Annotated in this window: 19 protein-coding genes; 5 read left to right on the top strand and 14 right to left on the bottom strand. The window is 69.8% G+C overall.

Annotated elements, in window-relative coordinates; all coding sequences use genetic code 11:
• The first annotated feature begins 172 nt into the window (after positions 1-172).
• Positions 173-817, top strand: a complete 645-nt coding sequence (locus AMK34_RS16710; RefSeq protein WP_007032251.1) for a GNAT family N-acetyltransferase — start codon at positions 173-175, stop codon at positions 815-817.
• A 287-nt stretch (positions 818-1,104) separates the two neighbouring features.
• Here the strand turns inward: AMK34_RS16710 and AMK34_RS16705 are convergent, their stop codons facing one another.
• The 9 genes from AMK34_RS16705 to AMK34_RS16660 form a co-directional block, all read right to left on the bottom strand.
• Entirely contained in the window at positions 1,105-2,253 is a 1,149-nt protein-coding gene (locus tag AMK34_RS16705) for an N-acetylmuramoyl-L-alanine amidase (RefSeq protein ID WP_037333990.1), read from the bottom strand.
• A 251-nt stretch (positions 2,254-2,504) separates the two neighbouring features.
• The gene (gene trxA, locus AMK34_RS16700; protein ID WP_007032253.1) at positions 2,505-2,828 is read right to left on the bottom strand and encodes a thioredoxin; all 324 of its coding nucleotides are present in this window, start codon (positions 2,826-2,828) and stop codon (positions 2,505-2,507) included.
• 38 nt (positions 2,829-2,866) lie between these two features.
• Entirely contained in the window at positions 2,867-3,862 is a 996-nt protein-coding gene (gene trxB, locus AMK34_RS16695) for a thioredoxin-disulfide reductase (RefSeq protein WP_038522050.1), read from the bottom strand.
• A 215-nt stretch (positions 3,863-4,077) separates the two neighbouring features.
• A complete protein-coding gene (locus AMK34_RS16690; RefSeq protein WP_038522048.1) occupies positions 4,078-4,866 on the bottom strand; it encodes a hypothetical protein in 789 nt (262 codons plus the stop codon).
• A complete protein-coding gene (sigM, locus tag AMK34_RS16685; protein WP_037333997.1) occupies positions 4,863-5,522 on the bottom strand; it encodes an RNA polymerase sigma factor SigM in 660 nt (219 codons plus the stop codon). The genes AMK34_RS16690 and sigM overlap by 4 nt, the downstream gene beginning before the upstream one ends.
• A gap of 31 nt (positions 5,523-5,553) precedes the next feature.
• A complete protein-coding gene (locus AMK34_RS16680) occupies positions 5,554-7,113 on the bottom strand; it encodes a protein kinase family protein (protein WP_083649879.1) in 1,560 nt (519 codons plus the stop codon).
• A gap of 120 nt (positions 7,114-7,233) precedes the next feature.
• Positions 7,234-9,183 carry a murein biosynthesis integral membrane protein MurJ gene (gene murJ, locus AMK34_RS16675; protein ID WP_038522042.1) on the bottom strand — a complete coding sequence of 650 codons (1,950 nt, stop codon included), beginning with the start codon at positions 9,181-9,183 and terminating at the stop codon, positions 7,234-7,236.
• A 413-nt stretch (positions 9,184-9,596) separates the two neighbouring features.
• The gene (locus AMK34_RS16665) at positions 9,597-11,738 is read right to left on the bottom strand and encodes a DUF6049 family protein (RefSeq protein ID WP_073845936.1); all 2,142 of its coding nucleotides are present in this window, start codon (positions 11,736-11,738) and stop codon (positions 9,597-9,599) included.
• Positions 11,735-12,259, bottom strand: coding sequence for an NUDIX hydrolase (locus AMK34_RS16660; RefSeq protein WP_038522036.1), 525 nt, complete (start codon positions 12,257-12,259; stop codon positions 11,735-11,737). The genes AMK34_RS16665 and AMK34_RS16660 overlap by 4 nt, the downstream gene beginning before the upstream one ends.
• 147 nt (positions 12,260-12,406) lie before the next feature.
• Here AMK34_RS16660 and AMK34_RS16655 point away from each other — a divergent pair, with 147 nt between their 5' ends.
• The 4 genes from AMK34_RS16655 (at position 12,407) to AMK34_RS16640 (ending at position 17,086) form a co-directional block, all read left to right on the top strand.
• Positions 12,407-13,825 carry a CCA tRNA nucleotidyltransferase gene (locus tag AMK34_RS16655; RefSeq protein ID WP_038522033.1) on the top strand — a complete coding sequence of 473 codons (1,419 nt, stop codon included), beginning with the start codon at positions 12,407-12,409 and terminating at the stop codon, positions 13,823-13,825.
• A 79-nt stretch (positions 13,826-13,904) separates the two neighbouring features.
• Positions 13,905-15,212: a sensor histidine kinase gene (locus tag AMK34_RS16650; protein ID WP_073845935.1), complete on the top strand. Its 1,308-nt coding sequence runs from the start codon at positions 13,905-13,907 to the stop codon at positions 15,210-15,212.
• A gap of 16 nt (positions 15,213-15,228) precedes the next feature.
• Complete coding sequence (locus AMK34_RS16645; protein ID WP_073845934.1) at positions 15,229-16,080, top strand: class I SAM-dependent methyltransferase; 852 nt, start codon at positions 15,229-15,231, stop codon at positions 16,078-16,080.
• 19 nt (positions 16,081-16,099) lie between these two features.
• Positions 16,100-17,086: an LLM class flavin-dependent oxidoreductase gene (locus AMK34_RS16640; protein ID WP_073845933.1), complete on the top strand. Its 987-nt coding sequence runs from the start codon at positions 16,100-16,102 to the stop codon at positions 17,084-17,086.
• Positions 17,087-17,146: 60 nt separating this feature from the next.
• Here AMK34_RS16640 and AMK34_RS16635 read toward each other — a convergent pair whose 3' ends face one another.
• The 5 genes from AMK34_RS16635 to AMK34_RS16615 are packed head-to-tail and all read right to left on the bottom strand — an operon-like array spanning position 17,147 to position 26,019.
• Positions 17,147-19,069, bottom strand: a complete 1,923-nt coding sequence (locus AMK34_RS16635) for a TNT domain-containing protein (protein ID WP_073845932.1) — start codon at positions 19,067-19,069, stop codon at positions 17,147-17,149.
• Between the two features lie 40 nt (positions 19,070-19,109).
• Positions 19,110-20,267: an ADP-ribosylglycohydrolase family protein gene (locus AMK34_RS16630; RefSeq protein ID WP_073845931.1), complete on the bottom strand. Its 1,158-nt coding sequence runs from the start codon at positions 20,265-20,267 to the stop codon at positions 19,110-19,112.
• A 3-nt stretch (positions 20,268-20,270) separates the two neighbouring features.
• A complete protein-coding gene (locus AMK34_RS16625) occupies positions 20,271-22,286 on the bottom strand; it encodes a YrhB domain-containing protein (protein WP_073846323.1) in 2,016 nt (671 codons plus the stop codon).
• A gap of 16 nt (positions 22,287-22,302) precedes the next feature.
• Positions 22,303-24,549 carry an ADP-ribosylglycohydrolase family protein gene (locus AMK34_RS16620; protein WP_038522015.1) on the bottom strand — a complete coding sequence of 749 codons (2,247 nt, stop codon included), beginning with the start codon at positions 24,547-24,549 and terminating at the stop codon, positions 22,303-22,305.
• Positions 24,550-26,019, bottom strand: coding sequence for a TNT domain-containing protein (locus AMK34_RS16615; RefSeq protein WP_143202462.1), 1,470 nt, complete (start codon positions 26,017-26,019; stop codon positions 24,550-24,552).
• Positions 26,020-26,022 lie beyond the last annotated feature (3 nt).

Here is a 26,022-nt window from a genome sequence, read left to right as displayed (position 1 = left end):
AGTGGACATAGTCGCTACCGACTGGTAGTTCCATCGAGTGTAACCACCCTCCCTCTAGGGGCCCTGGCCTTCCGGTGTTCATCACATCGGCCTATCCTCGGTCTGGACCCCTTCGGTGAGCCCTGCTCGGGACAAGGCTGCGTCGGGTGTCGTCATTCAGGGAGGTTTGTCTGTGTCGCGTCGCGTCGTGGGCGTAACCCTGGACAACCTCGAGCACCTGCCCAAGAGCTGCCGCCGCTGCGTGTACTGGGAGCTGGCGCCGCATATGAAGGCGCAGGCCGAGGAATACGGCGCGACCGAGGTCGAAAAGGAAGCCTGGGTCTCCAGCGTGCTGCTGGAGTGGGGTTCCTGCGGCCGGATCGTCTACAGCGACACCCTGCCCGTCGGTTTCGTGCTTTACGCGCCGCCGAACGCCGTGCCGCGCTCGCTGGCCTTCCCGACTTCGCCTCCCGGCCCGGACGCGGTCCTGCTGACCGCCTTCCAGGTGCTTCCCGAATTCCAAGGCGGCGGACTAGGCCGGATGCTGGTGCAGGCGGTCGCGAAGGATCTGACCAAACGCGGTGTCCGCGCGATCGAAGCGTTCGGCGACGCCAAGCCCGACGAGACCGATCCGGACGGCGGGCACAGCTGTGTGCTGCCCGCGGCGTTCCTGCAGAGCGTCGGGTTCAAGACCGTGCGGCCGCATCCGCGGTGGCCGCGGCTGCGACTGGAACTGCGGTCGGCGATTTCGTGGAAGGAAGACGTGGAAGCGGCCCTCGAACGGCTGCTGGGCCAGGTCTCCATCACGACGGCCGAGCCGAGCCTGGGCCGCGCCTGATCTTCTCCGCCGGCGTCGTTTAGCAGAGTTTTCGAGCGCGCGCAGCAGCCATCCCCCGGCCTGGGGACAGCTGTGGGTAACCCGCCGAGTTATCCACAGATCGCTGCTAGGAGCGGTGGAAAATCTGTGGATGGGTAGGCTGGACCTGGGGACGCCCCCCGGGAAGGGCGGGGGCTGCGCGCCGGGTGGATCTAGGGGTGGCGTGGTCGGCCCAGGGGGCACACAACCGGTTGTGCCGAGGGCGTCGGCAGAGGGATGTGCGCCCGCGTGCGGGTGTGGAGGACTGGCTACTCCGCTTTGGCGAGTTCGTGGGCCAGGACGTCCGCGAAGGTGAACGTGCCGGTCGGCTGGTCCCCTTCGCCGAGCAGATACAGCCGCTTCACGGCGACCAGGATGCCTTCGGCGACGACGTCGCGGAAAGCCGGGTCCGCCAGTTTGCGGCTGTCTTCCGGGTTGGTCAGGTAGCCGATCTCGATCCGCACCGCCGGGCAGCGGGTACGGGTGAAGATCTCCCAGGTCTTGTAGTGCGTGCGGCAGTCGAGCATGCCGGTGCGGGCGGCAAGCTCACGCTGGATGAAACCCGCCAGCAGCTCGCCGACGGTCGACGTGGTGCCGTTGCCGGTGCCGAAGTGGAAGCTCGCGACCCCCTGCGCCTTGGGCGAGGGGTTCTTGTCGTTGTGCAGCGAAAGGAACAGGTCCGCGCCCGCCTCGTTCGCGAACTTCGCCCGGTCGCCCTCGGTCGGGCTCTGGTTCGGGCCGCGCGAGATCAGTGCCTCCATACCGGTGGCCTGCATCCGGCCTTCGAGCCGCCGCGCCAGGTCCCAGGCGATATCCGCCTCACGCAGGCCGCCCGCGACGACACCGAGGTCCTCACCGCCGTGACCCGGGTCGATCACGATGCGCTTGCCGCGCAGCCGGGGGCCCGCCTGCCGCACCTGCTCCTGCTCACGCAGGAAAACGGGGCGGCCGCCGCGGGCACGCGGCGACGAGAGCCGGTGCAGCTCACGGATGGTGGCCGGGCCGCACATACCGTCGGCGACCAGGCGCATGTCCCGCTGGAAGGTCTTGAGCGCGCGTTCGGTCTGCGGGCCGAAATGCCCGTCCGGGCGGCCGGCGTCGAAACCGAGCTCGGTCAGCCGCTCCTGGAGCGCGAAGACGTCGTCACCCTGCATGGGGGCGGAGAACATGTAGGTCAGCGGGCGGCTGCCCAGATGGAAGCCCGCGCCGCGAAGCGCCTGATAGGTCGCCGGACCCACCAGACCGTCGGTGATGAGCCCACGGCGCTGCTGGAACGCTCGAACGGCGTGTTCCATCGCCGTGTCGAAGACCTCGTACTCCCCGGATTCGGTCACCGGCGGGAGCAGCTCCATCGCCGCCAGCGTGGACCTGATCTCGGCGACGTCCGGTCCGGCGTCACCGCGGCGGAGTACCCGCATGCACTCCTCGCTCTTCCCTTTGGGGCACCGATCGAGCTCGATGCACGACTATGAAAACCCTGCGGGGCGAACCCCGGTGCTCTATTGTGCCCTGTGAACTCTCGGTGAGCGCGGAGGCCCGGCCGGTGCGTCAAGTCGCCGTTCGTGGAACTCGTCCAGGCGTTCCCGTAACAGGGAGTTTTACCCATTCCGGAGAACGACGAAACCCGGAGCCTGGGCGGGCCCCGGGTTTCGGCAGGTGAAACGCGAGATCAGAGGACGTCGGCGAGGTCCGAGAGCAGCGCGGCCTTCGGCTTGGCGCCGACGATCTGCTTCACCGGCTTGCCACCCTGGAACAGGATCAGCGTCGGGATCGACATCACCTGGTAGTCACGCGCAGTGTTCGGGTTGGCATCGATGTCGAGCTTCGCGATGGTCAGCTTCTCGCCGTTCTCCGCCGCGATCTCCTCGAGCACCGGGGCGACCATCTTGCACGGGCCGCACCAGGTCGCCCAGAAGTCGACCAGGACGGGCTTCTCGCTCGTCAGCACGTCGTCGACGAACGTCTTGTCGGTCACCGTCACGGTGTTGGCCATGGTGTCTCCTTCTGGGTGGTGAACGGGCTGGGGGAAAGTCAGTTGGTGGAGGCGCCGTAGCCGCCGCCGACCAGCTCAGGCGTCTCCTGGGCGGTCTCGACACCGGCGTGCTCCGCCAGCCATCGTTCTGCATCGATGGCGGCCGCGCAGCCCGAGCCGGCGGCGGTGATCGCCTGCCGGTACGTGCGGTCGACCAGGTCGCCCGCCGCGAAGACACCGGGAAGGTTCGTGTACGAGGTCCGGCCCTGGGTGAGCACGTAGCCGTCCTCGTCGAGGTCCACCTGACCGCGCACCAGTTCGCTGCGCGGGTCGTGCCCGATCGCCACGAAGAACCCGGTCACGTCGAGCTTGGACTCCTCGCCAGTCACCGTGTCCTTGAGTGTCAGGCCCTCGACCTTGCCCTCACCCTCGACCCCGGTGATCTGCTTGTTGAGCGCCCACTTGATCTTCTCGTTCTCGCGGGCACGCTCCAGCATGATCTTGGAGGCGCGGAACTCCTCGCGACGGTGGACGATCGTGACGGACTTGGCGAACTTCGTCAGGAAGGTCGCCTCCTCCATCGCGGAGTCGCCGCCGCCGGCGACCACGATGTCGTGGTCGCGGAAGAAGAAGCCGTCGCAAGTGGCGCAGGCCGAAACACCGCGGCCGAGCAGCTCCTGCTCGCCGGGCACGTTCAGATAGCGGGCGGCGGCACCCATCGAGAGCACGACCGCGCGGGCCGCGTAGCGCTTGCCGTTCGCGACGACGTACTTGACGTCACCGGTCAGCTCGACGGACTCGACGTCCTCCTGGCGCAGGTCGGCGCCGAAACGCTTCGCCTGCTCGCGCATCTCTTCCATGAGGTCGGGACCCTGGATGCCTTCGCGGAAGCCGGGGAAGTTCTCGACCTCGGTCGTCGTCATCAGCGCACCGCCGAACTGAGTGCCCTCGAACACCAGCGGTTCGAGCTGCGCTCGTGCCGCGTAGACAGCGGCGGTGTATCCCGCAGGACCCGATCCCACAATGATCAGGTTCCTGATCTCCTCGGCAGCCACCCGTGACCTCCGCTCGTAGTGACCTGTTCACCAGGCTCAACACGATCGTAAGGGCCGGTGTTCCCGGGGTGACCGGCGCTACTTTCTCCTGCCTTGCGCCACAGCGGAGATCCGACCTCTAGCGCCGCTAGAAAACCTAGCGTGGTAGCAAAGGTCCCCCGCTCCCCCCGGATTGGGGCTGGTGGGGAGCGAGGGACCAGTGAGGTTTCGGCCGGTTACTTCGGTCCGATGATTTTGTCGAAGAGGACCGAAGGGTTGCCCGGACCGCAGTCGGCACCGAAGGCGACGATGCGGAACTGGGCGAGTTTTCCTGTGGTGTAGATCACCATCACGCCGTCCTTGCCCGCGACGTTCACCGGCCGGATGCCCTCGGGGCGCACGTCGGCGTCCATTCCGGCCGCGGCGATACAGGCGTCGAGACGCTCTTCGGTCTTCAGCGAGCCGAAGTCGCGGACGCCGATCGCCTTGCCGACGAGGGCCTCGGCCCCGCCGCCGTCTCCGCCGAGCGAAGGTCCGGAAGGAGCCGAAGGCGCGGGCTGGGCGATACCGCCCGAATCCGGCTCACGGGTGGTCGGGACGACGATCGCCACGGCCGCGATGGCCGCCGCGGCCACGGTCGCTATCCCGGCGCCCCAGCCGATCCGCTTGTTCCGCCGCCGCCGTGCGGCCGCGAGGTCCACCACCGGGGCGACCTGTTCCTGCTGCCTTTCAGATGCGCCTTGAAACGCAGGCGTCGCCCGCATTTCGGCGGCCAGCGCGGCGTCGATCCGTGCCGCGTATTCCGCCGGCATCGGCGCGACCGGCTCGTTCGCGAGTTCCGCGAGGTCGGCCGTGGTCGCTTCCAGTGCTTCGATGATCGCCAGTGCTTCGGGGTCGGCGTTCACCAACGGCCACAGTTCGGCCGCCTCACGCTCGTCCAGCACACCTGCGTGCAGGTCGGCGAGCACATCGACAGACCACGGTGGACCGACGGTCCCACCGATCCCCCTGCTCTCGTCTGTCATCGTCCCTCCCCGTCACCCGGCGTGCCCTGAGGACGCCTGGCACCCCGTTGCGGGGTAGCGCGCTCTCGTTTGCTTTCGTGAGTTGGGACGTTCGCAATAGCATCGGGGTTCCGTAGATGTCCGAGAACCTTCGCGAGCTTTCCGCGACCTCGGGCACACCGGCTCTTGACCGTGCCTTCGGCGATGCCGAGCATCTTCGCCGTCTCGGCGACGGAGTATCCCTCGACGTCGACCAACACGATCGGGGCACGTTGTTCTTCGGGGAGCTGGTCGAGGGCTTCCTTCACGACCAGGCTCGTCTCGCGTTCGGACATCGAGTCGCGCGGCGAGGCGGGCTCGTTGAACTGCCCGGTCTCGGGCAGCGGGACGGTCGGTCTGGCCTTGCCCCGCCGGATGCGGTCGAGGCACGCGTTCACGACGATGCGGTGCAACCACGTCGTGACCTGCGATTCCGCTCTGAAGTTGCCCGCTGCTCGGAACGCGGAGATGAAGGCGTCCTGCAGGGCGTCCGCGGCTTCTTCCGGATCCCGCAAGGTGCGCAGGGCTACCGCCCACATGCGGTCTCGATGTCGCTGGACCAGTTCACTGAACGCGTGCGGGTCTCCAGCGGCATGCGCCGCTATGAGATCCGCGTCCGTGGGAGCTGCAGCTGTCACCCGGGAGAGCCTACTGACCCGGTGTCTGACGTCACCCCGCAGGCAGGAAGGTCAGCTCTTTGAGTTCGGTGATGAACTTTCCCTTGTCATCTTCACCCAGCTGAGTGATCCAGATGATGAAGTACTGACCCTGCTGAGGCTGCTGCAACGCGATGGTCGATTCGCCGGCCGCGAGGTCCCCGCTCCCGACGACCTTCGTCTCGTCGAGCTTCGGGTTCTTCTTGTCGGCGGAGCGGATCTCGACCTTCGAACCGGCACTCGCCGCGTCGATCTTGACCTGGCTGAGGTTGATCGGGTCCTTGAAGGTCACGACCAGCCCGACGCCGTCCTTGAGCACCGGGAACTGCTCGTCGTACTGGTCGGTCTTCCACGAGGTGACCGCGTCGCCGTCGGTGGCGTTCCTGGCCTTGCCGGGGCTGTCGCCCTTGCTGCCCGGGTTGTAGACGGCCACGGCCGACGGCTTCACCGCCGCACCCACCGCGGGTGCCGGCGGCTTCTGCGCGGGCGGCGGTTGTTGCTCGCCCGAGGGCGGCGCGACCTGGGAAGAGGACGCGGCGACGTTCATCTTCGGGCCGCTCGACTTCGACTCACCCTGGAACAGGTTGATCAGCATCATCCCGCCCCAGGCGAGGATGACCACGGTCGCGACGACCAGCACGGTCACGCCGAACGCCAGCTTCTTGCGCCGCGCGACGTCCTTGACCGGCTTCTTCGTCGTCCAGACGGTGCCGTCCGATTCGGCGACGGCCTCTTCCTCGCCGACCGCCTTGATCAGCTGGGTGCGCTCTTCGGCTTCGGCGACCTGGTCCAGCACGCGCAGGATGGCCGCGCTGGTGCGGATGCCGCCGTGGCCGCCGTCCTCGATGGTGCGGACGGCGAGCGAGGACAGCTCGACCGGCACGGTCGGGACCAGCGAACGCGGCGGGATGACGCGTCCGGTCGGCGCGTGCGGCGCCGCCGGGATCGCGGCCGGACCGCCGGGAAGGGCCCAACGACCGGTCAGCAGCAGGTACAGCACGGCGCCGAGCGCCTTGACGTCGTCGCGAAGGGTCGCCTCGGGCAGCGGGCCCGGGAAGGCGAGCTTCAGCGCGCCGTCCGGGGTGAGCCGCAGACGCTGCGGGTGATCGAGGCCGAGGACGAGACCGTTCTGATGGGCGTGGTCGACGGCTTCCGCCAGCGCCTGCACCATCCGGGCCGCAGCGGCGGGCGCCACCGGACGCTGCGCCACGAGGTCGACCAGGTCGCTGCCCTTGGTCCATTCCGCCACGACGACACCGAGCAGACCTTCGCTCGAGGTGACGCCGCTGCCGAGGCTGAGCACGTCGAGGACACGCGCGACCCCGCCGTGGCCGAACTTCGAGGCGTGCGCGGCACGCTCCAGCGTCCGGCGCGCGAGCCGGGCGGCTTCCGCGTCCGCGGGGTCGCCGACCAGCAGCGTCAGCGCGACATCCCGCTTCAGCTGCCCGTCGCGGGCACGCCAAAGATGCGCCGCCGCCCGTTCGTCCACCCCGAACTGTGCGAGCAGGCGATACCGGCCGTCACCGACGACCCGGCCAGGGGCCAGCGACCCGCCTTGGGCCCGGATGCCCACCTGGCTCGCCTCCCCTGCCTGTTCGCTCCGTCTCGTATCCACCGCACTCTCCCGCGTAGCTCCCGCCCCGAGGGTACCCAGAATACGACCCGTGAACGCGCGCCATCCGTACGTGAATCGTTATCCGCGCTTGATCAACCGGGTGATCCTCGCCGTGGCGGGCTTCAATTCCTCCACCTTCAGGGCGATGAGCACGCCGAACGACACCGCGATCCCGACCACCGTCTGCAGGAGAAGTTTCACCCAGGCATGAAAAGTAGGCCCGAACGAGTCAGGCACGATCTGCCCGGCGAGCCAGGCCGCGCCGACCCCGAGCACACTCGCGACGACCGTGAAGAGGATCACCCCGAGCACTCGCTTGCTCCGGAGGTTTCCGAGGGTCACCCACAGCCAGACCTGACCGAGGATCGCGCCGACGACGAACGTGAGGCCGTTGACCATCATCACGCCGAGCACGATGTTGTCCGGCGACAGCAGCGCCGGGCACAGGTACAGCAGCGGCACCTTGACCACGGTCATCACGATCATGATCAGTACCGGCGTCCGCGCGTCCTTCATCGCGTAGAACACCCGCATCTGCAGCATGACCAGCGCGTACGGCAGCAGCGCGAACGCCGAGATGGCCAGCGCCTCGCCCATCCGCGACGCGTCCTCGACCGTGCCCTTGCCCAGGGTGAACAGGGCGATACCGACGGAACCGCCCACCACGGTCATCACGGCGGAGATCGGCACGAGCATCACCGTCGAGATCCGCGACGCGTAGGAGAGGTCGCCGATCAGCTTCTTGTGGTCGCCGTCGGCGGCCGCGCGGCTCATCCGCGGCATGATCGCGGTCAGCAGCGAGACACCGATGACGCCGTACGGCAGCTGGAAGAGCAGCCACGCGTTGCTGTACGCGGTCACACCGCCCTGCGAACCGCTGGTCAGCACGCGGGTGGTGATCGTGTAGCCGACCTGGCTGACCGCGACGTAGCCGACGGTCCACAGCGCGAGCCCGCCGAACTCCTTCATGCGCTTGTCGATGCCCCAGCGCCATTTGAACTTGAACCCGGACCGCAGCAGCGGCGGGATCAGCAGCACCGACTGTGCCACGATGCCCGAGGTCACGCCGATGCCCAGGGTCAGCAGCTTCGGGTCGGTGATCGACACCGGATCGGTGGAGATGTTCCCCGGCATGATCCACACGACGAGGATCGTGAAGATGACGACGAGGTTGTTGATCACCGGCGCCCACGCCGTCGGGCCGAAGATGTTCTTCGCGTTCAGCACCGCCGAGAGCAGCGCGAACACGCCGTAGAAGAAGATCTGCGGCAGCAGCAGATACGCGAACGCGGTGACCAGCTCGGGATTCGCCTGGCCCTTGTCGTCGACGTAGAGCTTGGTGATCAGCGGCGCCGCGACCACGGCGATCGTCGTCCCGACGACGAGCAACGTGCCCGCCACCGTGACCAGCCGCTGGGTGTAGGCCTCGCCGCCGTCCTTGTCGTCCTGCGACCGCACGAGCAGCGGGACCACGAGGCTCGACAGCACGCCGCCCATCAGCAGTTCGAAGATGATGTTCGGCATGGTGTTGGCGACGTTGAACGAGTCGTTCTCCACCTGGGCGCCGATGGCCGCGACCAGCAGCAGCTTCCACGCGAAGCCGGTGATGCGGCTGATGAGCGACGCGATCGCCATCCGGCCGCTGGACTTCGCGAGCGACGGCGCCTTCGCCGGGGCGGCGACATCCTGTTCGCCGGTGTCCCCCGGCCGCGGTTTGACCAGCGGCGCGTCCTTGATCGCCGGCATGACCTGCGTGGCGAGCTGGTCGTACGGGCGGAGGACGTCGGGGTCGGCGACCGGCCAGCGCGAACCCATCGGGACACCGGGGGTGCGCGGGATGAACCGCGTCGCGTCGGCTTCGTCGCGCCGGTCGACCTGCCACGGGCGGACCGGTGGCGGCTGGCGGCGCCCGCGATGCGGCGGGGGCGGTGTCTGATGGAGGGCCTGCGGCGCCTGGGAAGGTGCCGGTCGGCGCGGTGCCTGGTTCTGCGACGGCTGCGGCAGCGGCGGCCCCTGCGGAGGCGGCACCGGCTGCCGACGGGTCGGCGGAGGCGGCGTCCCCTGACCGGGGGGCGCTTTCCGCGGCGGCGCGCCCTGGGGTGGTGGCCTCAGCCGTCGCGTCTCGTCGTCGGGGCGGCCCGCCACCCGTTGGCGGCGGCCGTCCGGCGGTGGCTGCTGGGGAGGCGGCGGCACGGCCCGCCGCGGGCGCTCACCGCGTTCGGGCGGGGGCTGCTGCGGGGGCGGCTGACGACGCTCCGGACGGCGTGCCGGTCCGTCGGTACGGCGGGGCGGTGGCGGAGTACCTTCGCGCCGGGGACGGCCTGCACGCTCGGGCGGTACACCCGGCTCTCTTTCCAACGTGCGCCCAATCCTCGGTGCTCGACTACGTGATGCCCGGCGGCATCGTTCGACCCAGGGTAATCGGGAACGGCCGGAAACACTTAAACCTGTGCGTCCTCGGTCACACGTGGGGCGGTTTCGTTCGTCCGATCGGCCCGCGAGTCCTTGATCCTCCGGTAGATCCGCCGGGACGACAGGAGCAGCAGCGCACCCGCCGCGGTGATGGTGATGATGATGGTGATCGCGCCGTACTCCGTGGAGGTCAGCTCGAACCGCGCGTCGGAACCGAGCGGGGTCCCGTCGGGCGTGGTCAGCGCCACGTCGACGCTGAACCGGCCGGCTCGCAGCGCCTCGACCGGCAGCAGCTGGTTGATGGCGCCGTTGGCCGGGACGGTCCGCTCCGGGACGGCTTCGGTGGGACGCAGGCCCACGTTGTTCTTGAGCACGGTGCGGACGTTGACGCCGACCGGAAGGCCGTTGGTGATGTACGCGGGCAGGGGCGACGCGCCGGAGGCCAGCGCGATCGTCTGCTTCGGCCGCTCCACGGTGACCTGGCTGCGGATCGCTTCGAGGTCGCCGCGGGCGTTGGCGGTGACGATCGCGGCGTCCGCGCCGCGCCACGAGGTCGACGCGGCCCGGATGAGGGCGAATCGGACCGGGGCGATCACGTCGGCCGGATTCACTCGTTTGGTGGCATCCATCGTCATCGCGGACGACAGGCCCAGCGTCTCGTTGTCGATCTGGGACATCTTCGCGGTGACGTCACCGCTGGTCGCGGCCGTCAGATCCTGCGGGTCGTAGTTGACCGACGCCGTCCCGGACGGGCCGTCGCCGAGCAGTTCGGGCAACGGCGTGGCCTTGATCAGACCGGCGGTGTAGAAGTCACCCATCCGCTCCAGGAACGTGGTGAGTTCCGTGCCGCTCGCGGCCCAGTGCCGCGGCGGCGCGATCAGCAGCCGCGAGCGTGCCGGTCCCTCGGACTGCCCGCCGAGCCCCGCCCGGAAGGCGATGGCGCCGAGCCCGTTCTGCGTGGAGCCCGAGCCGTTCAGCGCGGACGAGATCAGCGCGTCGATCGGCTGCGCGCGCAGGTCCGTTCCCTCGATCGACACCCCGCCCGAAAGCGGCGAGCCGGACTGGAGCTTGCCCGAATCGGTCAGCACCGTCTTGACGCCGGCTTTGCCGATCGCTTCGACGGTCTGCGAATCGAGGGCGCCGCCCGGCCAGAGCACGCCGTCCTGCGGCTGGATGCCGAGCAGGTTCTTGATCGTCCCGGCGCCGCCCAGCGCGCTCGCCATCAGCGCGGTGTCGGTGGCGTCGCCCGCGCGGACCTTCGTCAGCGCGGTGAGGTCGGCGTCGGCGAACGGGAGGGTGACCACGCACCGGCCCGCGACCAGCGCCTTCAGCCTGCCGAGCCAGTTCTTCGCGGTCTCGACGCCCTTGCCGGGAGCGCCGCCCGAGACCTGGTAGCCGCGGGTCATCCCGTCGACGGTCGCGACCAGGTCGGGGTCGATGGCCAGGCACAACGACGACGAGACCTTCGTGTCGGCCTCGGCCGCCCGCGCCGCTTCGACCAGCGAGTCGAGACGGCCACCCGCGGCCAGTTCACCGGCGAGCCGTTCGTCCGCCAGGGTCAGCGGGCCGCCGAGCGGGGACGAGACGACGTGCACGGTGCTGTTCGCGATCGGCCACAGCAGGCTCGTGGACGGCGCCGACGTGGGACGTGACGCGGGGGCCCTGCCGGGGACGCCGAGCACCGGCATCAGCAGGGTGACCGCCGCCAGCCGTTCGGGGCCGCCGAAATCCGGGGTGCCGTTGACGTTGACCAGCAGCGGATACACGCCGGGCCTCGGGAACTGCAGTTTCGACGACTGTCCGAGCGGGACGGACAGGTTCAGCGCGGCGCTCTGCCCCGGCTCCAGTTCGTCCGGTTCGAGGTCGACGAACTCGGTCGCACCGAGATCTTTGAACTTGTCACCGGCGAGGACGTCGCCGATCTGCTGCTCGCTCTGCAGCCTGGTGCCCAGCTGCAGCCGGACGCCGAGTTTGCTGATCCGCCGGTCGCCGATGTTGGTGACGCGGCCGGTGACCGTGAGCGAAGCCGAGTTCGTGCCGATCACGCGGGGGTTCAGCTGGTCGAGGTCCACGCGCAGCCGGGGCTGTTCCTGTGCCTGCGCGACCGCGACGGGCGAGGCGGCCATGGCCAGGAACAGGATCGACAGGACAGTGGCGGCAAGCCGCTTCACTCAGGTGCTCCCTCGGCGGTGTGCTGTTGCTGCGCGAAGAGTTCTTTGGCCTTCCGGACCAGCTTGCGCTCGTCGGAGTAGGCGAGTTTGGTCTCCAGGTCGGCGAGCGGTACCCAGGCGACCTCGGTCACCTCGACATCCTCGTCCGAAAGTTCGCCGCCGGTGGATTCCAGGATGAAATGGTGCACCGTCTTGTGCACACGCCGTCGCTCGGCCACGAACCAGTAGTCGATGGTGCCGAGGGGCTGCAGGACGCGCGCCGAGATGCCGGTCTCCTCCTTCACCTCGCGCACCGCCGTCTGCTCATGCGTCTCACCGTCCTCGATGTGGCCCTTCGGCAGCGACCACAGCAGTCTGCCGTGCCGGTCGAGCCGCCCGATCAGCGCGGCGTTCGCCCGTTCGGCGTCGACGACGAGTCCGCCGGCCGAGGTTTCGTCGACCGTGGTCAGCCGCCGCCCCCGCCTGCGCCTCCGCCGGCGGCCCGGCTTCGAAGCGCCGGAGCGGCCGGCTGATCCAGACATGCTGCGATGCTAGAGCAAACGGCGGTACGGGTACGCTGGCTCACCGTGCCCGTGTTGGGCCGGGCCGTAGTAGTACATCCAAATCGTGGTGGGATTGTCGTGAACAAGGTGGTCGCCGGACAGGCGATTGCGGGGAAGAGCACTGCGATGCAGAACGCTGTGACGGAGCTGATGCGCATCTCCCCGCTGGCGGACGAGCTCGCGAAGCTCTTCGCGAAGGCGGGACACAGCCTGTACCTGGTCGGCGGCAGCGTCCGCGACATGATGCTCCGCAGGCTGTCGAGCGACCTCGACTTCACCACCGACGCCCGGCCGGACCAGGTGCTCAAGATCGTCAGCGCCTGGGGCGACGCGGTCTGGGACGTCGGCATCGCGTTCGGCACCGTCGGCGTGACGAAACAGGGCATGACCCTGGAGATCACCACGTTCCGCGCCGACAGCTACGACCGCGTCGGCCGCAACCCCGAGGTCACCTTCGGCGACAGCATCGAGGGCGACCTGCTCCGCCGCGACTTCACGGTCAACGCGATGGCGATCGACCTCGCGAACAAGACCTTCGTCGATCCGCACGGCGGCCTTCAGGCACTGCAGGACAAGGTGCTCGACACGCCCGCGACCCCGCAGGAGTCCTTCGCCGACGACCCGCTGCGCATGCTGCGGGCCGCGCGGTTCTCCGCGCAGCTCGGGTTCACCGCGGCGCCGCGCGTGGTCGACGCGATGGCGTCGATGGCGGAGGAGATCGACCGGATCACCGCCGAGCGCGTCCAGACCGAGCTGTCGAAACTGCTGCTCGCGGACGACCCCCGGCCCGGTATCGAGCTGCTGGTGGACACCCGCCTCGCCGATCGCGTGCTCCCCGAAGTGCCCGGGATGCGGCTGGCGATCGACGAGCACCACCAGCACAAGGACGTCTACCAGCACTCGCTGACCGTGCTGGCGCAGGCGATCGACCTGGAGAAGTCGCACGAACCGACCTCCGAGCCGGATCTGATCCTGCGGCTCGCGGCGCTCCTGCACGACGTCGGCAAGCCCGCGACGCGCGAGTTCCAGCCCGGCGGCGGCGTGAGCTTCCACCACCACGAGGTCGTCGGCGCCAAGATGGCGCGCAAACGTTTGCGGGCGCTGAAGTTCTCGAAGGAGATCGTCCAGGACGTCAGCCAGCTCGTGTTCCTGCACCTGCGGTTCCACGGCTATGGCAAGGGCGAATGGACGGATTCGGCGGTGCGGCGCTACGTCACCGACGCCGGCGACCTGCTGCCCCGGCTGCACAAGCTCGTGCGCGCCGACTGCACCACGCGCAACCGCAAGAAGGCGGCAGCACTGCAGGCGACCTACGACGACCTCGAGCGGCGGATCGAAGCGATCCAGGCGCAGGAGGACCTCGACCGGGTCCGGCCGGACCTCAACGGCGAGGAGATCATGCGGATCCTCGGCCTCAAGCCGGGGCCGGACGTCGGCAAGGCGTGGAAGCACCTGAAGGAACTGCGGCTCGACCGCGGTCCGCTGGAGCACGACGAGGCGGTGGCCGAATTGAAGAAGTGGGCCGCCGAGAACGGCATAGGCTGAGATAAACCCCGTTGGTCTCTGGATCCACACGGCGGAACCGGAGATACTCCTGCCGGTGCTCCGGGCAGGGGGAAAATCCATGGCGAAGCGGCCGCCCAGTTTTCTGGTGACGTTGCTGCGTCGTGGCGCGCCCGCGCTGGCGACGGCGACGAGCGAGCTGTCGGACGAGGTCGGCGACCCGACACCGATGCGCGCGCTGCGGCGGATCCAGCAGATGTCCGGTCCCATCGACACGGCTCATCGCGACAACCTGCTGCTCAGAGCCGCCCGCTACGTCGCCCTCGTCCCGCTGGTCTACCGGCTTTTCGCGGTGCCCGGCGCGTTCGGCGTCTACGTCTCCACCCACGGCATGATCGGGATCGGCCCGGTCGGGCTGGCGGCGCTCGGCTCGGTCGGGCTTTCGCTGTACGGGATCCGGTGGATGCTGCGCTCGGCGCCGTTCCGCCCGCAGCACGCCGCCCGCCTGCTCGCGATCGACCTCGTGTTCACCCTGCTCGCGCCGCTGGCCGTCGGCGCGCTGGTGCCGGCTTCGGTCTTCACCGAGGCGATGGCGGTGCCCGGCAAGCACCTGCTCGGTGAAGTCGCGCTGCTGGCGCTGGCGCTGGGCATGCCCGCCGCCGCGGCGCTCGCCGTCGTGAGTTTCCCGGTGCGGATGCTCGCGTCGGTGTTCGGCACCGGTCACGCCGCGCCCGGCGACGCCATGGCCACCTTCCCGTCGATCCTCGGTGTCCTCTTCACGGCGAGCGGCGCCCTCGTCCTGATCGGCCTCGGCACCCGGCTCGCCCTCGCGTACGGCATCCGCAACGGCCGGATCGCCGAACGCGCCCGCCAGCACCGGATGCTGCACGACTCCGTGCTGCAGACCCTCGAAGCGATCGCGCTGGCCAACAAGGGCGACCCGTCCACGCGGCTCGCCGAGGTGCAGCGGCTGGCGCGGGCGCAGTCGATGGAGCTGCGGCGGACGATCGAGAACGAGGCTTCGGAACGGTCGGAGGCCGGTTCGCGGCCGCTGGGCGAGAAACTCGCGTCGCTGGCGGCGGAGATGGCGCGGGACGGGCTGCGTGCCCAGCTCGTGATCGCCGAACTCGACGACGACACGCTTTCCGAGGTGCGGCAGATCGCCATCCGCGACGCCGTCCGCGAGTCGCTGCGCAACACGCTCAAACACGCCGGGACGGACAAGGTCGTCGTGCGGGTCGAGGAGCAGGAAGGCGGCGTCGCGGTGATCACGCGCGATCACGGCGCCGGGTTCAGCCTCGACACCCGGCCCGCCGGTTTCGGCATCAGCGAGTCCATCACCGCCCGCCTGAACGAGGTCGGCGGGACCGCGCGGGTGGAGTCGGCTCCGGGCAATGGCACCAGAGTCACCCTTTGGGTGCCTTTCTGACGGTAAACAGGAGAACATGAAGAAAACGGACGTCCTGGCCGAAGCGCTCACCGCGTACCGCGACGGTGACCGGGCCAAGGCAGCGGACCTCGCCGAGCGGGCCGGATCCACGCTCGGCATCGAACTGCACCGATACCTGACCGAGGGCGGCGGTGGTGCCGTCTACGACCGGCCGGCCGCGTTCACGGCGTTCATCCGCGGTGGCGGGAACGTCAAGCTCTACCGGCAGCTCAGCGCGATGCTCGCCCGGCGCTACGGCACCGTCGGTTCCCTGCTCGACCTCGGTTGCGGAGACGGGCTCGCCGTCGTCCCGGCCCTCGAACAGGCGGACCGGCAGCCGGGCAGGATCGATCTGGTCGAGCCGTCGAGCGCGCTGCTCGCGGAAACGCGCAAGCATCTGGACGGCACTTGCGGCCTGCACACCTGGGAGGCCACCGCGCAGGAGTTCCTCGACCGCGACGACGACCAGCAGTGGCAGCTGACGCAGTCGACCTTCGCGCTCCAGTCGATCCCGACCGACGAACGCACCGAGGTCCTGCGGGCGCTGCGGCCCCGCACCTCGTGTCTGGTGCTGGCCGAATTCGACGTGCCCGAGTACGACGAAGACTCCGCCGAGTACCTGCTTTCCCTGGTCACGCGCTACGAACGCGGGATCGCGGAGTACGGCAAGGAGGCGTCGCTGGTGGCGCAGGGGTTCCTGCTGCCGGTCCTGCTCGGCCTCGTCGAACCCGGGACGGGCCGGACGAACTGGGAGCAGCCCGCCACAGATTGGGCTTCGCAGCTGAAGGAAGCGGGCTTCACCGGCATCCGGATCGAGCCGCTCGCGGACTACTGGTGGTCGCCCGCGGTGCTGATCACCGCGTCCTGAGTTTGGCTACGTTGGGGGTATGGGGATCCTGCTTTCCGCGCTCGAACTCGCCATCGTCGAGGACGGCCGCGCGGCCACCGAAGTACTCGCTTCGACAGCCACCGTCACCACGAAACTGGAGGAACTGGGGTACCACCGCGTCTGGATCGCGGAGCACCACGGCTCGCCCGCCATCGCCACGGCTTCGCCGCCGGTGCTGGCCGCGCATCTGGCGGCGGTGACGTCGTCGATCCGGATCGGCTCCGGCGGGGTGATGGCGCCGAACCACGCCCCGCTGGCGGTCGCCGAGCAGTTCGCGACGCTCTCGGCGCTGCATCCCGGCCGCATCGATCTCGGTGTCGGGCGCGGTCCCGGCACCTTCGACGAGAAGATCGTCCGCGCGTTGCGGCGGGGCGCGGATCCGGCGACGGACGACGACTACCGCGCCGACGTCGCCGAATTGCTGAGACATCTGGCCGGGGAGAGCGGAATCCGGGTGCTGCCCGGCGAGGTCCCGACGCCGGAGCCGTGGCTGTTGTGCTCAAGTGCGGCCGGCGCCCGTCTCGCCGCCGAGCTCGGCCTGCCGATCGCGGTCGCACACCACATCCGGCCGCAGAACACGGCCGAGGTTTTGCAGGCGTATCGGGAGAACTTCAAGCCGTCCCAATGGCGCGAAGAGCCGTACGTGATCCTCTGCGTCGAGACCATCTGTGCGGACACGGACGCCGAAGCGGCCTACGTCGCCGGGCCGTGCGCGGTGATCAAGTCGTACCTGCTCAACGGCGAGGGCGGCGACCTCGCCTTCCCGACCAGGGAGCAGGCCGCCGCGCACGAATTCACGCCGGAGTCTAAGGAGCTGATCGCGCAGTTCACCGCCGCACAGGCGCACGGCGGACCGGAGAAGGTGGTGCGGTCGCTGAAGGATCTCGCCGCGGCCACCGGTGCCGACGAGTTGATGCTGACGGCACCGGTGTACGACGCGGCCGCTCGGGCCCGGTCCTACGAGCTGGTCGCGAAGGCCTTCTAGCGCCCTGCATTTCGTCCTCTGAATGCGATTGATCGCATTCAGAGGACGAAATGCGGGTGGTCAGACGCGGGAAAGCGCGCCGGATTCGAGATGCTGGGCGATCGGCCGGGGCAGCACGTAGGCCACGGCCCCGCCCGGCGTCCCGTTCCACGGCGCGGTGATGCCGGTGACCACGCGCAGCGGCCGCAGGACGCGGTAGAGACGGCGCTCCCGTTCGCGGTCCGCGGCGAGGGACGTCTCGATGAACCGCGCCGATTCAGCGTGCACGAGGTTCCCGGTCTCGTTCCCGAACCGCTGCACCGTGGTGCCCGCCGGGAGGACGACGATCCGCTTGCGCCGGAAGAAGTTCAGCGGCGGCTCACCGCGCAGCGGCAGGATCGGCCAGTCGGCCGGGTTGTCGGCCTCCTCGTTCGCGCCCACCGCGGCCCGTGCCGGATACAGCAGCAGGGTGCCGAGGAAGAACCGCGCCGCCTCTTCGATCTTGGCGAACGCCACCGGCTCGTCGGTCGGCGGACGCGACACCTCCCAGCCGCTTTCGGTGCGGCGCAAGGTCCAGAGCCCCGGCTCCGGTACCGCGTTCGCGCCGATCCGGTAGGCCGTCGGCGCCACGCCGTGCTCGGCAAGCCGCTGGTACAGGACGTCCAGTACCTCGACGGCCCGGATGTCGCGGGCCGGTTCGCCGTCGCGTTCGACGCGGGTGCGGGCACTTTCGTCCGGCAGATCCGCGGCGGTCTGCGGCGGCCGCGGTTTGCCGACGATCTCCGCCTCGGCGGTCGCCCGCACCAGCTCGCCGACCAGCGGCGGCCGGAAACCGGCGGCCCGGATGTGCTCGACCAGCTCGGGCTCCGGCGGCACCCCGTACTTCCGCAGGTAGTGCGGGACGGCCGCGGGCCAGATCCAGACGCCGTCGGTGTGGAAGGCGTTCGGCACGTCCGGCGGGCCGTTCGGGGTGAAGATGTCGGGCTGCGGGCCCGGCCGGGTCAGCGCCACCGGCGAGCGGAAGAGATAGTCCAGGACGCCGCGCATCATCTCCGGCGGCACCGGCGGCCGGTTGACGACCGGGCGTTCGCCCTCGTTGTGCGCGTCGACGACCTGCGCGTGCCGGAACACGACGTCGAGCGGCAGACCGGCCTTGGCCGAAAGCCAGGCCGGGACGTGCTTCTGGTCGCGCGGGAAGATCGCGAGCTCGGTCGCGTACGCGCGCGGAGACGGCTTCCCACCCTCGTTCGGCGCGAGCCGCCACGTCGGTTCCTGGTCGGCGTCGAAATCGAAGTCGAAGTGCGACTCCGAGTCGAGCGTGAACGTGCCCTGGAACCACGTGCCGGTCTCGGGCTGGTGCATCGCCGCGCGCAGCCGCGCGAACAGGGAACCGAGCTCCGGCGGCGCCGCGATCGACACCGACACCGGGCCGTTGCCCTCGTCGCCGACCGAGCGGACCTCGAGTTCGGAGTAGTCGCCGACCTGCCGGAACTGGGCGCCGACCCGCTGCCAGCCGGCGGGCAGCACCCGCAGCAGCGTCCGGCCGATGGCGCGCAGCAGCGCGGCCTGATCGCCCGTTCCCGGCTGCAGCCGGGATTCCGGCGTCTCGACGAAGTCGTGCCTGGTCTGCCACAAGGCCGTCAGCCGCGTCGGTGCGGCCGTGGTCGAGAAGTCCGTCAGGCCCAGTTCGGCCGCGCGGGTCGCGTCCTCGCCCGCCCAGCGCAACGTCAGGTCGCCGCCGGTGCTCGGCGCGATCTGGAAGTGCTCGTCGTCGAACCGGCCGTACGACTGCAGGCTGAAGGTCGCGCCCGCCTCGCCGTTCAGCACGACCCTGGCCGGACGGCCGTTCCAGTCGCGGTCGAAGCCCTCGGGCGCCGCTTCCCCTGGCGGCGCGATGAGCAGCAGCGTGCCGTCTTCGGTCGACCGCTGGGCCGCGAAGACGGTGTCCCCCCAGACGGCGTACAGGCCATCAGGCCGCTCCGCCGCTTGAACCCGGTAACGCACTATGTGTCCCCTCCCCAAGTACCCCAAACCGGAGGTAAATCTAGTGGGCCGGATAGCGGGCGTACCACCGGTCGTCACCCGGTGCGCTCCCGCCGAACTCCGCGAGCGCGTCGTCCGCCAGCCGTCCGATCACCTCGGCCAGCTCCAGCTTCGCGAGCCAGTCCGTGTTGAGCGCTTCCTCGCCGTACATCGCGCCGACGAGATTTCCGCAGATCGACCCCGTCGAGTCGCTGTCACCGCTGTGGTTCACCGACGCGAGCAGCGCGGCGTTAGCGTCCGTGGTGGTCAGCGCGACGTAGACCGACATCGAAAGCGCGGTTTCGCCGATGTTCCCCTGGCCGAGGGTTTCGAGCTTCTCCGGTGTCGGGGCCCCTTCCCGTGACAGGGCGAGCGCCTGGTCGAGTGCGACGCTCTGCTCCTCGTGCCCCCGGTACTTCTCCAGCTCGGTACGCGCGGTCGCGACGGCGTCGAGCAGCGGTTTCCCCACCAGCAGTTCGCGCACGATCACCGCGAAGGCACCCGACGAGAGATACCCGCTCGGGTGACCGTGCGTCAGCGCCGCGCTCTCGGCGCCGAGCCGGAACACCTCGGCGAGGTCGTCCGACCACAACGCGACCGGTGCCGCGCGCATGATCCCGCCGCAGCCCTTCGAGTTGTTCACCGGCCTGTCCATGCCGACGCGCACGCCTGTCCTGCCGTACGCCTCCAGCTCGCCGAAACAGGTGAGCCCGGGCGCGCGACGGCTGAACAGCTCGCGGTTCGTGATCAGCCAGCCGTCCGGTTCCGCGCTCGCGTCCTTCGGGCCGCGGGCCCGCTCCCACGGGATGCCCTGGGTGTGCAGCCAGCGCTGGTAGGCCTGTTGGAGCGACTGCTCTACTGGCGGGGTGGTAGCAGCGGTAGCAAAGGTCCCCTGCTGCCTCCGGCTGGTAGTAAAGGTCCCTTGCTCCCGGCGGGCGGCGGCATGGGCCCTGATCAGGCCTTCGAGGGTGAAGAGCGTCATCTGGGTGTCGTCGGTGATCCGCCCGACGCCGCCGTACGCGGGGATGAGGTCGGTGATCCCGGCGGGGCCGGCGATCTCACGGATGCGGTCGATCGAGTCGAACTCGGTCTTCGCGCCGAGCGCGTCGCCGATCGCCCCGGCGAACAGGCTGCCGCGCAGCCGCGACCTGGTCGCCGGATCTTGAAGCCACTCGCGCATTGCCTACTGATCTCCTCGTGGATACCGGTTCGCGTCCCAGCGCCGCCGCTCTTCGGGCTCGCGGGGCAGGCCGAAGCGGTTGAAGTAGTAATAGGCGTCGCCCGCCAGATTGTCGATGACGCCGAGGCCGTCGTACGCGGCGAGCCAGGCCTCCGGCAGGCCGGGCACGGTGAGCCTGGCGCCCACCATCGCCCCGGTCAGCGCGGCCGTCACCGAGCCACCGCGAGCGGCCAGCGCCAGCGCCGCTTCGGGGTCGTACCCGCGCTTGGCGGCGGCGAACAGGGCCCGGCCGAGCACCGAAAGCGGCGTCCGGCCGTCGCCGATGCTGTCGAACTGCTCGATGTCGTCTCCGTCGATGTCGTTCCGGAGCTCGAGCACGGTTTTGACCAGCTCGCCGACCTCGCCGCTGTACTCGTCGAAGCCTTCGAGGAAGTTCGCGACCGCCGGTTCGCCGTTCTGGGCCGCGAGCTGGGCGCGGAACACGTTCACCAGCAGTTCGGCGCCGTGGACGACCTCGTGACCGGCCGCGGAACCGACCAGTTCGCGGACCACCTTCATCGCGTAGAAGGTGCTGTCGGCGGGACCCTGCACGCCACCGGTCACCGTTGCGGCGAGCGCGGTCGCCAGCATGGCCGAAAACTCGGCGGGTGCCGGTCCGGCGGACGCGGTGGCCTTGGCGACCCAGCCGTCCGGCCGTCCGCCGGCGGGCAGCGAGGCCGGGATCTCGGGCTTGTCCGGCGTCGGGTCCAGGCCGCGGATCACCGATTCGGTGTGGAACAGCAGCTGCCGGGTCAGGCCGCCGAGCGGCAGGCCGTCGGCGGGGTCGGCGCCCGAGCCGAGTGCGTCTCCGAGCGCGAAGCCGACGTACGCGCCGAGAAGCCGCGGGTACGCGAAGCTGCCGATGGGGAGCGTCGGGTCGTAGAATTTCCCGAACGTCCAGGCGCTCGGACGCGGCTCGCCGTTGTCGTAGTAGTGCGTGACCAGCCCGTTCGCGAACAGGTCTTCGGGCAGTTCGGGCAGCGGGCGGCCGTCGTACTTCGCCCGCGAGCGCTCGAACGACAGCGTCGAGGCCTGCGTGAAGAGGGTGAGCTCTTCGCCGCTCAGCGGGTAGCCGTTGTCCCGCGCCTGGTCGACGAGGCTCCGCAGATTCGCGACGGCCGGAGTGTCGTACTCCCCGCTGAAGTAGGCGGGACGCCCGACGGATTCGGGGCGTTCGGTCCCGGCCGGGAGTTCGAGGTCGGCGACCTGCCGCAGCGTCTCCGGGTAGACGTTGAACGTCTCCGGACGTCCGGGATTGACCAGCAGGCCGAGGCCCGGGGTGTCCTTGCCCCGGCGCAGGAGCACGCGGGGCTGGATCCGCTGCCACACCGTGTACTCGGACGGGACCTGGGCTTCGGAGGTGTAGACGACGAAGCGCACGCCCGCGTCACCGAAGTCGCGGACCTGCAGGTGGCCGTCCTTCGCCGGGGCGAGCACCTCGAGGTCGAGCATCCAATGGACGAACTCCTCCGGCGTGATCCACTCGACGCGGAGGTAGCCGAGAAGCGTCTCGACCGGGCTTTCGGGCGCCGGGCGGCCGGAGAATCGAGGCCCGGGGCGATGCTCCGGGTTCGCGCGGACCGCGCCGGTCGGCTCGCCGAGAAGCGTGTGCTGCTCCCAGCGCAGGATCGCCGCCTTCGGCACGGGCAGGCCGGGGACCGCGTCCGGATCGAACTCGGGATCGACGACTTCCGCCCACCGGGTGAACGCGTCCGGGTCGTCGCCCGCCGCCGAAACGGCCATCAGCTCCAGGTCGAGGCGGATCTCGCCGCCGTCGTCCGGGACGAACGCGACCGGGCTGGGGAACAGGCCCGCGCCGGGGTCGGTGCCGTCGAGCCAGCCGACGGTGTTGTAGGTGACGTTCCAGCCGTCGGTCGCGCGCACGACGTACTCGCGGCGGACCCGCAGCGCGCCGGTCCCCTCCCCGCCTCGGTCCGTCAGCCATTCCTCGACGCGGCTGACGGCTTCCTCTTCGTTCATCGTCCCCATTCCAGTTTCACCAGCGGGGATACCGCTGGGACCAGCCGTCGACCTCGTGCAGCGCCGAATGGCGGTCGAAGTGCCAGAACGCGTCCGTGGCGATGTTCTCCAGCAGGTAACGCAGTTCCAGCTGCTCGACCCACTTCTGCGGCAGCCCCGGGATACCGGTGCGGGCGCCGAGCAGCGCGCCGGCGATGGCACCGGTGATCGCACTGCGGCCCGAGTGGTTGACCGCCCGCAGCAGCGCCTGCTCCGGATAGTTCTCGAAGCCGGACAGCGCCGCGAACGCGCGGCCCAGCACGGAAAGCGTGCCCTTGCCGTCGCCGATCAGCTCCGGGACCCGCAGGTCGGGCAGGCCGTGTTTGCCGAAGAACGGCACCGATTCCGCGACCATCGCCTTGAGATCCGCCCAGACCGGTCCCCGCTGGTGCGGGTTCTGGTCGCTGAAGATCTCGCGGGAGGTGTTCCAGATCGGGTAGCTGAACGCCTCCGAGGTCAGCGCCGGTTCGAACAGCCAGGTCAGGTAGGTCGCCGCTTCGACGTCGACCTCGCCGGGATGCGTGACCGCCACGATGTCGCGGACCGCCTGCCGGACGCCGCCGCTCATCGCGCTCCCCGGCCCGGCCGCGGTCATCGCCGCCGGCAGCGCCGCGACCAGCGCGTCCGGTCCGCTCATCGGCATCGCCGTCGGCGAGACGGTCGCCAGCGCGTGGTACGCGTTCAGCTCGGCGTCGTCGGGGGTGCGGCGGACGCGGAGTTCCGGCACCTTCACGAGCCAGCCGTCGGCGTTGTCCAGCGGCGCGCCCTGGGTGTGCAGCCAGCGCATCAGCGAGTTGCGGGCGACCGTGCCGAGCGCCTTTTCGGCGTCGCGGTTCTCCGGCTGCTCGCGATGCGGGCTGCGGATCACGGCCTCGGTGTAGAACAGCAGCCGCTGGGTGAGCGGCCCGACGCGACCGGGCAGGTCGAAGGCGACCGTCAGATCCGAGACGCCCTCGGGGCCGTACGTGTTGTGGATTTCGTCGAGCCGCATCCGATCGACAGCCGCCCCGAGTGCCTCGCCGAGCGCGAAGCCCACGTATGCGCCCGTGACGCGCTGCCAGCCGTAACGCGAGCTGGAGCGGTCTCGGTCGAAGTACTTGCCGAAGGTGTCCAGACGTGGCTGGATCTGGCCTTCGTTGTCGTAGCCCGGCGCCAGGCCGTTCGCCCGAAGGTCGTTCGGACGGGCGCGAGGCGGCTCCGGCTGCTTGAGCCGGGCCAGCCAAGACTGGCCGAGGACGGTCTTCTGGCATTCCTCGGCGCTCAGCTCGAAGCCGCGACGGCGTGCTCGCTCGGCCGCGGCCAGTGGCGGCTTCACCGGCTCGGCCAGGCCCATCTTCGCGGCGGTTTCGGCGGCGAGGGTCTCCAGCTCCGGTTCCGCTTCCGGGCAGCGTTCGTTGACGTCGACACCCGGGCCCCGGCGGGGGAACCGCTGCGCGGTCTCGGCGAGCTCGGCGCCGCTGACGTCCTCGAACGTCGCGGGACCGCCGTTGATCACGAGGTTCGGCGGGCTCTCGTACCCGGCCAGAGTGGCGATGTCGACCTTCCAGTACCCGTGTTCGCGGGACGGGAGATTCCTGGTGGAACTGAAGACCCGCAGCTCGGCGCGTTCCTCGTTGAAGTAGAACCGCTCCGTCTTGCCCGACGCCAGGTCGAGCGGGACGTAGACCTCGCAGCGCAGCAGCCCGATGAGCAGCTGTTCCCTGGTCAGCCAGCCGACGCTGGCGAACGACAGCAGCGTTTCGAGCTTGTTCTCCGGCTTCGGGTAACCACGGCGGACCGGACCGGCCTTGTACTCGGGGTTCTCTCGTTCCTCCCCGGTCTGCACGCCTTCCGCGTTGACCTTGACCCAGCCCGCGACCACCGCCGGGGGGACGCCGAGGTCGCCGAGACCGGACTTCGCGTACTCGGGGTCGACGACCTCGCGCCAGGCCTCCTGGCCGGGGAACGCGACCGGGACGCTGAGCCCGCCGGGCTGCGGATGCGCCTGGCGCAGCTCGCCGTCGGGTTCGCGCACGATCACCGACGGCGGCGGGAAGATCTCCTTCTCGGCGTGACCCTCGTCGAGGAAGGCGATCGTGTTGTAGGGGACCGACCAGCCCTCAGGGATGCGCAGGACCTTCTCGTGGTTCACGCGCAGGCCGGCGCCGCCCGGTTCGGACACGTCCGGACCGTGGACCGCGCGCAGCCACTCTTCGACCTTGGCTACCGCTTCCGCCGATTCCACCTACTCGATCCTCTCCAGGCTGCCGTCGGACACGTGCTCGGCGATGGTCCTCGGGAGCACGTAGGCCACCGCCCCACCAGGCATGTTCGCCCAAGGGACGGTGACACCGATGATCACGTGGAGCGGGCGTCGCAGCCGGTAGGTCCCACCGACGCGCTCCCGTTCCAGCGGCAGGGACGTCGTGGCGAACCGTACCCCTCCGTGGTGAACCAGATTGCCGGTTTCCTCGCCGAACCGCAGTACGACCGTACCGGCGACCATCCGGCTGACGCGCTTGTTGCGGAGCAAGGTGAGGGGAGGCTCACCCGGCGCCGCGTGCACCGGCCAGTCGGCGAGTTCCTTCGCCGTCTCCAGCGGCGTCTCGTGTCCGGCGGTCATCCGCGCCGGATGCAGCAGAACCGCGCCGAGAAGCTGATGCGACGCGTCTTCGAGCTTGTCGAAATACTTCGGCGAGACCGCGGCGCCGTCCGAGTAGGCCGCGACCTCCCAACCCTTCTCGGTGAAGTTGAGGCACCAGGCGCCGTCCGCGCGGTCGCCGATGCGGTAGGCCTCGGGCCAGACGGCGTGCTCGCCGAGCCTGCTGACCAGCACGACCAGGAGTTCTTCGTCGGTCAGCTCCGGATTCGGCGACGTCTCCAGCTCCGCGGCGATGTCGCCTTCGGTCTTCTTGACGTCGGAGCGGCCAGGTCTCGGCCTCGGCTTCCCGAGCAGATCCGCTTCCGCGGTCCGCCGCACCAGATGTTCGACGTATGGCGGCTGGAACCGCTGGCCGCGGATGTGCGCGATCAGCTCCGGCTCCGGCGGGATCCCGTATTTCCGCAGGTAGTGCGGTACGGATGCGTGCCAAATCCAGGTGCCGTCGGTGTGGTAGCTCTCCGGGACGTCGCCGTCGGCCTCCGGATCGAAGATGTCCTTGCCGAGGCCGCTGCCGGACAGGATCGCCGGTTCCCGTTCGAGGTACTGCGCGACCAGCGGCGCTTCGGACTCGTCGAGCTCCGGCCGGTCCACCACCGGCGGCTCGCCCTCGGTGTACGCGTCGACGATCCGGGCGTGCCGGAACTCGACGCGCAACGGAAGCTGCGCGCGCAGCCGCCACCAGTCCGGGACGTGCTCGTCCTCGCGCGGGAACGCGGCCAGCTCGTCCGGGTACGCCGAAGTCGGCGGAGCCTCGGTCCACGACGGCTCGTCGTCGAGGGTGAAGTCGAAGTCGAAGGTGCCGTCGGGCTTCAGCGTGAACCGCGACTGCAGCCAGGTCCCCCGGCCGGTCGCGTACATCCCGGTGCGGAGCCTGCCGAAGAGCTCGTTCAGCTCGGGCGCGGGCGCGAGGTTGTGGCCCTCGAGTTCGGTGTGCTCCCCGATCTGCCGGAAATCGGCGACCGCGGCGTGGGCGGGGTCGGTGATCCCCGCCAGGATGAGCCTGCCGATCTGGACCAGCAGTCCGCGCTGGTGTTCCGGAGTGAGTTGTTCCACGTG

Source organism: Amycolatopsis sp. CB00013, assembly GCF_001905755.1.
Lineage (GTDB): Bacteria > Actinomycetota > Actinomycetes > Mycobacteriales > Pseudonocardiaceae > Amycolatopsis > Amycolatopsis japonica.
The sequence above is the reverse complement of the archived record's forward strand: the minus strand, read 5'-3'. Positions and strand labels throughout refer to the sequence as shown.

Bases quoted from the DNA above. Each gene is read 5' to 3' on its own strand.
- AMK34_RS16705 (WP_037333990.1), bottom strand. From the start codon at position 2,253: ATGCGGGTACTCCGCCGCGGTGACGCCGGACCGGACGTCGCCGAGATC.
- trxA (WP_007032253.1), bottom strand. From the start codon at position 2,828: ATGGCCAACACCGTGACGGTGACCGACAAGACGTTCGTCGACGACGTG.
- AMK34_RS16690 (WP_038522048.1), bottom strand. From the start codon at position 4,866: ATGACAGACGAGAGCAGGGGGATCGGTGGGACCGTCGGTCCACCGTGG.
- AMK34_RS16660 (WP_038522036.1), bottom strand. From the start codon at position 12,259: ATGTCTGGATCAGCCGGCCGCTCCGGCGCTTCGAAGCCGGGCCGCCGG.
- AMK34_RS16655 (WP_038522033.1), top strand. From the start codon at position 12,407: ATGCAGAACGCTGTGACGGAGCTGATGCGCATCTCCCCGCTGGCGGAC.
- AMK34_RS16650 (WP_073845935.1), top strand. From the start codon at position 13,905: ATGGCGAAGCGGCCGCCCAGTTTTCTGGTGACGTTGCTGCGTCGTGGC.
- AMK34_RS16645 (WP_073845934.1), top strand. From the start codon at position 15,229: ATGAAGAAAACGGACGTCCTGGCCGAAGCGCTCACCGCGTACCGCGAC.
- AMK34_RS16640 (WP_073845933.1), top strand. From the start codon at position 16,100: ATGGGGATCCTGCTTTCCGCGCTCGAACTCGCCATCGTCGAGGACGGC.
- AMK34_RS16630 (WP_073845931.1), bottom strand. From the start codon at position 20,267: ATGCGCGAGTGGCTTCAAGATCCGGCGACCAGGTCGCGGCTGCGCGGC.
- AMK34_RS16625 (WP_073846323.1), bottom strand. From the start codon at position 22,286: ATGAACGAAGAGGAAGCCGTCAGCCGCGTCGAGGAATGGCTGACGGAC.